This window comes from Rhodovarius sp. (assembly GCF_040399605.1).
Classification (GTDB): domain Bacteria; phylum Pseudomonadota; class Alphaproteobacteria; order Acetobacterales; family Acetobacteraceae; genus Rhodovarius; species Rhodovarius crocodyli_A.
In genome coordinates this window covers 1-7,949 of sequence record NZ_JBBARU010000113.1, presented here as the reverse complement: position 1 = coordinate 7,949, position 7,949 = coordinate 1, and the positions used below count along the sequence as shown (strand labels likewise).

The following is a 7,949-nucleotide window of genomic DNA, read 5'->3' as shown; positions in this document are numbered from 1 at the left end:
TGATGGAGTGGTGAAGGGAGGGGGCTCACCGATGCGACCTTGATGAAAGGCGCTCCTGCCCCCTCCCTTCACCACTCCATAAACTCAACGGCGGTCAAGGGGCGGCTCGCCCCTTGCGGGAGGGGTTTGGGGAGGGCAGAGCCCTTCCCAAGAGCCACCAGCACCACCCCCCACCCGTTCCACCGCCGCCGCCGCCGTCACCCCAGCCGCGCGCAGGCTGCGCAGTGTCGGTGCTCCGTCGCGTTTGGCCAGGCGTTTGCCGTTGGCGTCCAGCAGCAGCCTGTGGTGTTCGTAGGTTGGTTCGGGCAGGCCCAGCAGGTGTTGCAGCAGGCGGTGGACTGAGGTGGCGGCCAGCAAATCCTCGCCGCGCGTCACCAGGGTAACCCCTTGGGCCGCATCATCGCAAACGACGCAGAGATGATAACTCAGCCCGGCATCCTTCCGCGCCAGCACCATATCGCCATGCTGCTCGGGCGTGCAGCGCAGCCGCCCGCGGGCGAGGTCGGTGAAGAACAGCGCCCCCGGATTGGCCCGGGCCACATCCAGCCGCCAGGCATGCGCCTGCCCCGCCGCAATACGCCGCGCAGCCTCGGCCGCAGCCAACCCACGGCAAGTGCCAGGATAAACCGGCCCATCAGCCCCTTGGGGTGCCCCACCCGCCGCCGCAATATCCGCCCGGGTGCAAAAGCACGGGTAGAGCCATGGCCGCAGCCGCGCCAAAGCCGCGCGGTGTTCCGCCGCATGCGCGCTCTGCACCCGCACCGGCCCATCCCAACTCGCCCCCAGCCAAGCCAAATCTTCGGCAATCGCCGCGGCATATTCCGCCCGGCACCGCCCCTGATCGATATCCTCCAGCCGCAATAGAAACCGCTCCCCCCGCGCGCGCGAAAACAGCGCCGAGAAGGCGTGGCCGAGATGCAGATAGCCGGTCGGGCTCGGGGCGAAGCGGGTGGTGTGGTTCACACCCCCCATTCTCCCCACAGCGCCCCCCACCGACAACACTAAGGATTTTATTGCTATTTCCGGCTTTTTATCGTAACCTGCGCGCAACCCCCGCCCAGGAGCCCCCCGATGTCCCGCTTCTTCAAAAACTTCCGCCAAACCCCACCCGGCATCCAGGCCCGCCTCACCCGCCCCGTCCCCTGGCGGCCCATGAATGATGAGGAGTGGGAGGCGGTGATGCATTTCATGGTCTTCGTCCATCCAGGCCCGGGCCGCCCCACTATCCATGGCGCCCGCCGCGCGCTCGATGCCTGTTTCCACGCCGCCTGTTTCCCCGGCCCGTGGAAAAAACTCCCCGCCGCCTTCGGCAAACCCGATTCCATCCACCGCCTCTTCCGCCGCTGGACCCATGCCGGCCTGTGGAAAATGATGCTGAAATTCGTCGCCAAGGAGCGCCCGGGCCTGCAGGCCATCCAATACTGGGTCTGCCGTGCCTTCCGCCGCGCCTGGCGCATCCAGGGCCTGGCCGGCCTCAGCCTCGCCCGCCGCCTGGGGCTGGATAGCGCACTCCGCGCCCCCAGTTGGTTGCTGCCCGATGCGGATTTGTCCGCTTTCCTGCATTCCAGGATTTTGCCCCGCGCTGAGGCCGGCCTGCTCAACCCCAACCCCCGCATCCAGCGCCAATGGGTTGATCTGCTGCTGCGCCTGCACAGCCAATGCATCGGCCGCCGCACCCTGCCCCGCCACCTTCTTCTCACCCATCAGGAGGCGCTTTGGCCCGAGCGCTTCGGCCCCGTCCTTGCCCCGCCCTCGCCGCCCTGGCATGCACCCGCCATGGTAGCTTTCCCGTCATGAGCCATTCCGGCCTCTCCCTCCGCCTCGACCAGATCACCCGCCGGGCGCAGGAGCTGCGCGCCCTGCTGGAAACCGCCCAGGGCTCCCAGGTCGCCGCCCTCTCGCGGGAGCTGTCCAATCTCGACCCCATCGTCGAGAAGATCGCCGCCTGGCGCGCCGCCGAAACCGCCCAGGCCGAGGCCCAGGCCATGCTGACCGACCCTGAGATGCGCGAATTGGCCGAGGCCGAGCTGGCCGAAACCGCCGCCCGCCTGCCGGTGCTGGAGCGCGAAATCCGCCTCGCCCTTCTCCCCAAGGACGAGGCCGATGCCCGCAGCGCCATCCTCGAAATCCGCCCCGCCGCCGGCGGCGACGAGGCGGGGTTGTTCGCCGCAGAACTCTTCCGCGCCTACCAGAAATACGCCGAAACCCAGCGCTGGCGATGGACCCTGCTGGATTACGAGGAGAACGAACTGGGCGGCGTCAAAAACGCCTCCGCCGAGGTCGAAGGCACCAATGTCTTCGCCCGCCTCAAATTCGAAAGCGGCGTCCACCGCGTCCAGCGCGTCCCCGCCACCGAAAGCCAGGGCCGCATCCACACCTCCACCATCACCGTGGCGGTGATGGCCGAGGCCGAGGAGGTGGATGTCCAGATCAATGAGAGCGACCTGCGCATCGACACCTACCGCGCCCAGGGCGCCGGCGGCCAGCACGTCAACAAGACCGACAGCGCGGTGCGCATTACCCATATCCCCACCGGCACCGTGGTGGCGATGCAGGAGGAGCGCAGCCAGCACAAGAACCGCGCCAAGGCGATGAAAGTGCTGCGCGCGCGCATCTACGAAGCCCAGCGCGCCCGGCTCGACGCCACCCGCAGCGCCGAGCGTAAGGGCCAGGTCGGCACCGGTGACCGCAGCGAGCGCATCCGCACCTACAACTTCCCCCAAGGCCGGGTGACCGACCACCGCATCGGCCTCACCCTGCACAAGATCGAGCGGGTGATGCTGGGCGAAATGGATGAGATCATCGAGGCCCTGATGGCCGAGGATGAGGCGGCCCGCCTGGCCGCGGCGGAAGGGTGAGCCCCGCCTGCCAGCCCGGCGAGAGCGTGGGCGCCTGGCTCTGCCAGGCCGGCCAGGTGCTGCGGGCGGCGGCGATCGAGAGCCCCCGCATGGAGGCGCGCTGGCTGCTCGGCCACGCCATGGGCGTCACCGCCGAGACCCTGCTGCGCGACCCCCGCGCCGCCGTCCCCGCCCCCGCCGCCCAAGCCTTCACCACCATGCTGGCCCGCCGCGCCCGGCGCGAACCCATGGCCTATATCACCGGCAGTGCGGGCTTCTGGGGGCTGGAATTCGCCGTCTCCCCCGCCACCCTCATCCCCCGCGCCGATTCCGAGGCGCTGGTGGAAGCCGCTTTGGAACTGGCCCCGCAGGCACGGCGCGTGCTCGATCTGGGCACCGGCACCGGCTGCCTGCTGCTGGCCGTGCTGTCCGAATTGCCAGCGGCCAGCGGCATCGGCCTGGACCTCAACCCTGAGGCCGCCGCCCTGGCCCGCCGCAACGCCCAGGCCCTCGGCCTGCCCGCCCTCTTCCTGGCCGGTGACTGGGCGGATGCGCTCGATGCCAGCTTCGACCTGGTGCTCAGCAACCCGCCCTATATCGAAGCCGCCGCCATCCCCGCCCTGATGCCCGAAGTGGCCGGCCACGAGCCGCCCGCCGCCCTCGATGGCGGCGCCGATGGGCTGGACGCCTATCGCCGCATCATCGCCGCCCTGCCCCGGCTGCTGACCCCGGGCGGGCTGGCGGTGCTGGAACTCGGCCAGGGCCAGGCCCCCGCTGTGGCCCAATTGGCCCGCGATGGAGGGCTCACTTGGCTGGAAGCTCGGCCAGATTTGAACGCCATCCCCCGCGCCGGGCTGATCAGGCGATGATGCCCGCTTGCTTTCCACCGCGGAGAGGCCCACAACTGCGAAACGAAACGCGCCCCGGCGTGGTCGGCATGGTCGCCCGGTTTTGGCTCCACGCCTTTCGTGATCGCCCGCAGGGACGCGGGCACCCAAAGCAGCACAACTTCGAATTGCTTCAATTCGAACCACAGAAGCGCGAACCGAATGAACATGAAACGCATGCGTGGCCGCGGATACCGTCAGGGTGGGGGCGGCGGCGGCGGCGGTGGCGGGGGTGGCGGCGGTCAATACCGCTCGGCCGCCACGCCCAACCAGCAGCCGATGAACCGCAACCACGTCTTCGACAGCTCAGGCCCCGATCTGCGCCTGCGGGGCACCGCCCAGCAGCTCTTCGAGAAATATCTCCAGCTCGGCCGCGACGCGACCGGCGGCGGCGACAGGGTGATGGCCGAGGCCTATTTCCAGCATGCCGAGCATTATTTCCGCATCCTCGGCGCGATGAACCAGGCGCAGCTCGCCCAGGGCGGCCAGCACCAGCCGCAGCAAGGCCAGAACCAGCAGCATCGCCGCTACCATCAGGACGACCAGCAGGGCGGCGAGGAGCCAGGGGACGAGGCCCAAGGGGAGAACCAGGGGGAGAACCAGGGCGAGGCGCATGGCGAGGCACAAACCGTGCCGCCGGTGCGTGGCGAGGGCTCGATCGAGCATGGCGAGCGACTGGCCCAGGCGATCGAGGCCGAGCTTGCCGCAGAGGCCGAGGCTGCGGCGCGCGGGGCCCGCTAGCCCCCACCGCGCAGCAAGGGAGGTCTCGATGGAAGAGCCAGTGATGGACGTGGCCCATCTGGGCCATGTGGAATTACTGACCCCGCGCTTCGAGGCATCCCGCCGCTTCTTCACCGAGGTGATGGGCATGGTGGAAAGCGGCCAGCAGGGTGACAGCGTCTTCCTGCGCGGCTGGGATGATTACGAGACCTATTCACTGCAACTGACGGCCGCCGCCACCTCCGGCCTTGGCCATGCCGGCTGGCGCACCCGCAGCCCAGCCGCGCTGGCCCGCCGGGTGGCCGCGCTGCGGGCTGATGGCGTCACGGCCACCGAGCATGCGTGCAGCTTCGGCCATGGCAAAGCCTTCCGCTTCCGTGACCCCGATGGCCATCTGGTGGAGCTGTATTACGACACGCAATGGTATCAGCCGCCCGAGGCGCTGCGCCCCGCGCTGCGCAACCAGGCCCAGCGCTACCCCGCGCGCGGGGTGAATGTCCGCAGGCTCGACCACTATAATTGCCTCGCGGTGGATGTGCGTGGCTGCCGGGAATTCTACGAGCGCAACCTCGGGCTGCGCTGCACCGAACGGATCGAGTTCGATGACGGCACCGAGATGGGCATGTGGCTGACCGCCACCAATAAATCCTACGATGTGGCCTTCGCCCGCGAGGGCAATGGCGTGGCGGGCCGGCTGCACCACATCGCCTTCGCCCTCGATAGCCGCGAAGCCATCCTGCAAGCCGCCGATACCTTCCTGGAAGCCTCCGTGCCGATCGAGAATGGCCCGCATAAGCACGCCATCCAGCAGACTTTTTTCCTGTATGTTTATGAGCCCGGCGGCAACAGAATTGAACTCGCCCATTCCGGCGCGCGGCTGATCCTGGCGCCGGACTGGAAGACCATCACCTGGACCGAGGCCGAGCGGAATCGTGGCCAGGCCTGGGGCCTCAAGCTGACTGATGCATTCCGCACCCACGCCACCCCGCCGCTGGCGGGAGAGGGCTGAGATGGGTGCCGCCACCCCCGCCTATAGGAGCCTCCCTTGAGCAAGCCCACAGCCCTTGTCGTCAGCGCCCACTCGGCCGATTTCGTCTGGCGCGCCGGCGGCGCCATCGCGCTGCACGCCGCGAAGGGCTTCGATGTCACCGTGGTGTGCCTGAGCTATGGCGAGCGGGGTGAGTCCGCAAAACTCTGGCGCCAGCCGGGCATGACGCTGGAGAGGGTGAAGGCCGAGCGGCAGAAGGAGGCCGAGGCCGCAGCGCGGGTGCTCAATGTGCATGACATCCAGTTCTGGGACCTCGGCGATTATCCGATCACGCTCAGCGAGGCTTCGCTGTTCCGGCTGGTGGATGTGATGCGCACGGTGCGGCCGGCCTTCATCCTCACCCACTCCAAGGAAGACATCTACAATCACGACCACCCGGCAGTGACCGATTTCGCCCAGCATGCCCGCATCACGGCACAGGCGCATGGCCATAAGCCGGAGCAAAAAGTGCTGGGCGCGCCGCCGGTCTTCCTCTTCGAACCGCATCAACCCGAGCAATGCAATTGGAAGCCCGATATGCTGCTGGGCATCGACAGCGTCTGGCCGCTGAAGCGCCAGGCGATTGAGTGCATGGCCGGGCAGGAACATCTTTGGGAATATTACACCCGCGTCGCCCTGCAGCGCGGCGCGCAGGGGGAGCGCAACTCTGACCGCGCCATGACCTATGGCGAGGGGTTTCAGTCGGTCTTCCCGCATGTGGTGGATAGCCTCGTTTGAGGGTGCTGAGCGCCGCCATCGGCCGCTATCCGCACACTGCGGCGCTGTTGGACGGCGCCGTGACCATGCCGGGGTTGCGGCTGGAATGCGCGGAGGTGCCCGTCATCTCCCGCGCCTTTGCGCCCATGGTGCGGGAGGGCCGCTACGCGATCAGCGAGATGGCCATCGCCACCTGGCTGCAGGCGCGAGAGCACGATAAGGGGCTGGTGCTGCTGCCCTGGGCGCTGGCGGCGCGGTTTCAGGACAGCGCGATGCTCTGCCGGGCGGATACGCCCCTGACGCCGGGCGCCTTGGCGGGCAAGCGGGTGGGGGTGCGGGCCTGTAGCCAGACCACGGGGATGTGGCTGCGCGGCATCCTCGCCGGGCAGGGTGTGGCGGCGAGCGATATTGCCTGGACCACCTTCGAGGAAGCGCATGTGGCGGAGTATCGCGATCCGCCATGGGCCACGCGGGCGGCACCGGGCAGTGACATGCAGGCGATGCTGGAGGCAGGCGCGCTGGATGCTGCCATCTTTGGCGCTGATACGCCGAAGAGTGATGCGCTGCGCCGGGTTTTCGCCGATGACGCGGCGGGGGATTTTCGGCGGGTTTATGGTTTTATGCCGGTGAACCATTTGTTGGTGGCGCGGGCGGATGCTGCCGATGCGGCGGCTGATGTGCTGGGCTTGATGGCGGCGGCGGAGGCCCAGGCACCCTCGGGGCTGCCGCGGGGACGCGCTGCGCTGATGCCGAGCCTGTGTTTTGCGGCGCATTTTTGTGTGCAGCAGGGGCTGATTTCGCGGGTGCCCAGCTTTGAGGAGATTTGGGCGGGGCTGCCTGGCGCGGTTGCCTGAGGCCCAGGGGTTGCTCTTGGGAAGGCTCTGCCTTCCCAAACCCATCCGCAAGGTGCCAGGGGCACCTTGACCGCCGGTTTGTTGCGTGATGCGAGGGTTACCGCGTGATGGTCAAAAACCGGAACAAGAACTCTGGTTAGTGTGATTGGGCGGGGTCGTTAGCGCTCGACTCGACCTTGCATTTGCATTCGCCAAAGGGGGGGCTGCCCAAGCCTTGCCCCATCAATTTGGACGATTACGCACTTCGCAAACTGGAGGATCGTATGTGCAGAAAATCTTGGCACTTGGTTGGTGCTGCGGCATATATTTCTTATGCGATGAAAGTCGCACGCTAGGCGCGTGGTCGTGGGTTCGATCCCCATCCGGTCCATTTGGGGGCTGGTAGCTCAGCGGTAGAGCAGGCGCCTCATTTGAGGCAGAGGGCCTGTCCTCTTTGAGGACTGGCGTCTCTTTTCGTTCTTGAAAGGCCGTCGTTTGCTTCGCGCTTCACCGGCTGGCGCAGAATCAACTTTAGCCTCTGGGCGAAATTTGCCCCACTCCCGTCCGCGCCATCTGGCTTGCCGTGTCTCGTAACCGGTCAGCTTGGGAGGTTTTCTCTGCTCCGGCCATGGGCCTGTATCCCTCTCGCTAAGATTTTGCGGGGAATGTTCCACTGAAATATGTAAGTCCCAATTCGAATTTACCTTAAGTCCAGCGCTTCTATCGAAATTGATTTGGCCGTTATCGGTGCATAGAGATATATTTGTAGAATCAGCCAAGGCGATAGATACTATCATTCTGTCCATTTTTATATTCTGCCAATTTCCAGAATGGACTGAACTCTTTTCGCCATTAGCAATTGTGCTTCGTATTATTTCCGTAACCGAGATGGGCCTCCATAGTATTTAACAAATGGGCCGATACTATT

At 66.5% G+C, this 7,949-nt stretch carries 8 protein-coding genes; 7 read left to right on the top strand and 1 reads right to left on the bottom strand.

The genetic code is table 11. From position 1 onward, the window contains the following. Positions 1-84 precede the first annotated feature (84 nt). Positions 85-972, bottom strand: coding sequence for a tRNA glutamyl-Q(34) synthetase GluQRS (gene gluQRS, locus ABWP84_RS17475; RefSeq protein WP_408904290.1), 888 nt, complete (start codon positions 970-972; stop codon positions 85-87). A gap of 99 nt (positions 973-1,071) precedes the next feature. Here gluQRS and ABWP84_RS17470 point away from each other — a divergent pair, with 99 nt between their 5' ends. The 7 genes from ABWP84_RS17470 (at position 1,072) to ABWP84_RS17440 (ending at position 7,042) form a co-directional block, all read left to right on the top strand. Then, positions 1,072-1,797 (top strand): transposase, encoded by a 726-nt coding sequence (locus ABWP84_RS17470; protein ID WP_353213304.1) that lies wholly within the window; start codon positions 1,072-1,074, stop codon positions 1,795-1,797. Next, positions 1,794-2,858, top strand: coding sequence for a peptide chain release factor 1 (gene prfA, locus ABWP84_RS17465; RefSeq protein ID WP_353213303.1), 1,065 nt, complete (start codon positions 1,794-1,796; stop codon positions 2,856-2,858). The genes ABWP84_RS17470 and prfA overlap by 4 nt, the downstream gene beginning before the upstream one ends. Further along, on the top strand, positions 2,855-3,706 hold the full coding sequence (gene prmC / locus ABWP84_RS17460) for a peptide chain release factor N(5)-glutamine methyltransferase (protein ID WP_353213302.1): 852 nt from the start codon (positions 2,855-2,857) through the stop codon (positions 3,704-3,706). The genes prfA and prmC overlap by 4 nt, the downstream gene beginning before the upstream one ends. Positions 3,707-3,886: 180 nt before the next feature. Next, the gene (locus ABWP84_RS17455) at positions 3,887-4,465 is read left to right on the top strand and encodes a DUF4167 domain-containing protein (RefSeq protein WP_353213301.1); all 579 of its coding nucleotides are present in this window, start codon (positions 3,887-3,889) and stop codon (positions 4,463-4,465) included. A 28-nt stretch (positions 4,466-4,493) separates the two neighbouring features. Continuing rightward, a complete protein-coding gene (locus tag ABWP84_RS17450; RefSeq protein WP_353213300.1) occupies positions 4,494-5,453 on the top strand; it encodes a catechol 2,3-dioxygenase in 960 nt (319 codons plus the stop codon). A 36-nt stretch (positions 5,454-5,489) separates the two neighbouring features. Further along, the gene (locus ABWP84_RS17445) at positions 5,490-6,209 is read left to right on the top strand and encodes a PIG-L deacetylase family protein (protein ID WP_353213299.1); all 720 of its coding nucleotides are present in this window, start codon (positions 5,490-5,492) and stop codon (positions 6,207-6,209) included. Between the two features lie 2 nt (positions 6,210-6,211). Beyond that, positions 6,212-7,042, top strand: a complete 831-nt coding sequence (locus ABWP84_RS17440) for an ABC transporter substrate-binding protein (protein WP_353213306.1) — start codon at positions 6,212-6,214, stop codon at positions 7,040-7,042. Positions 7,043-7,949: the final 907 nt, after the last annotated feature.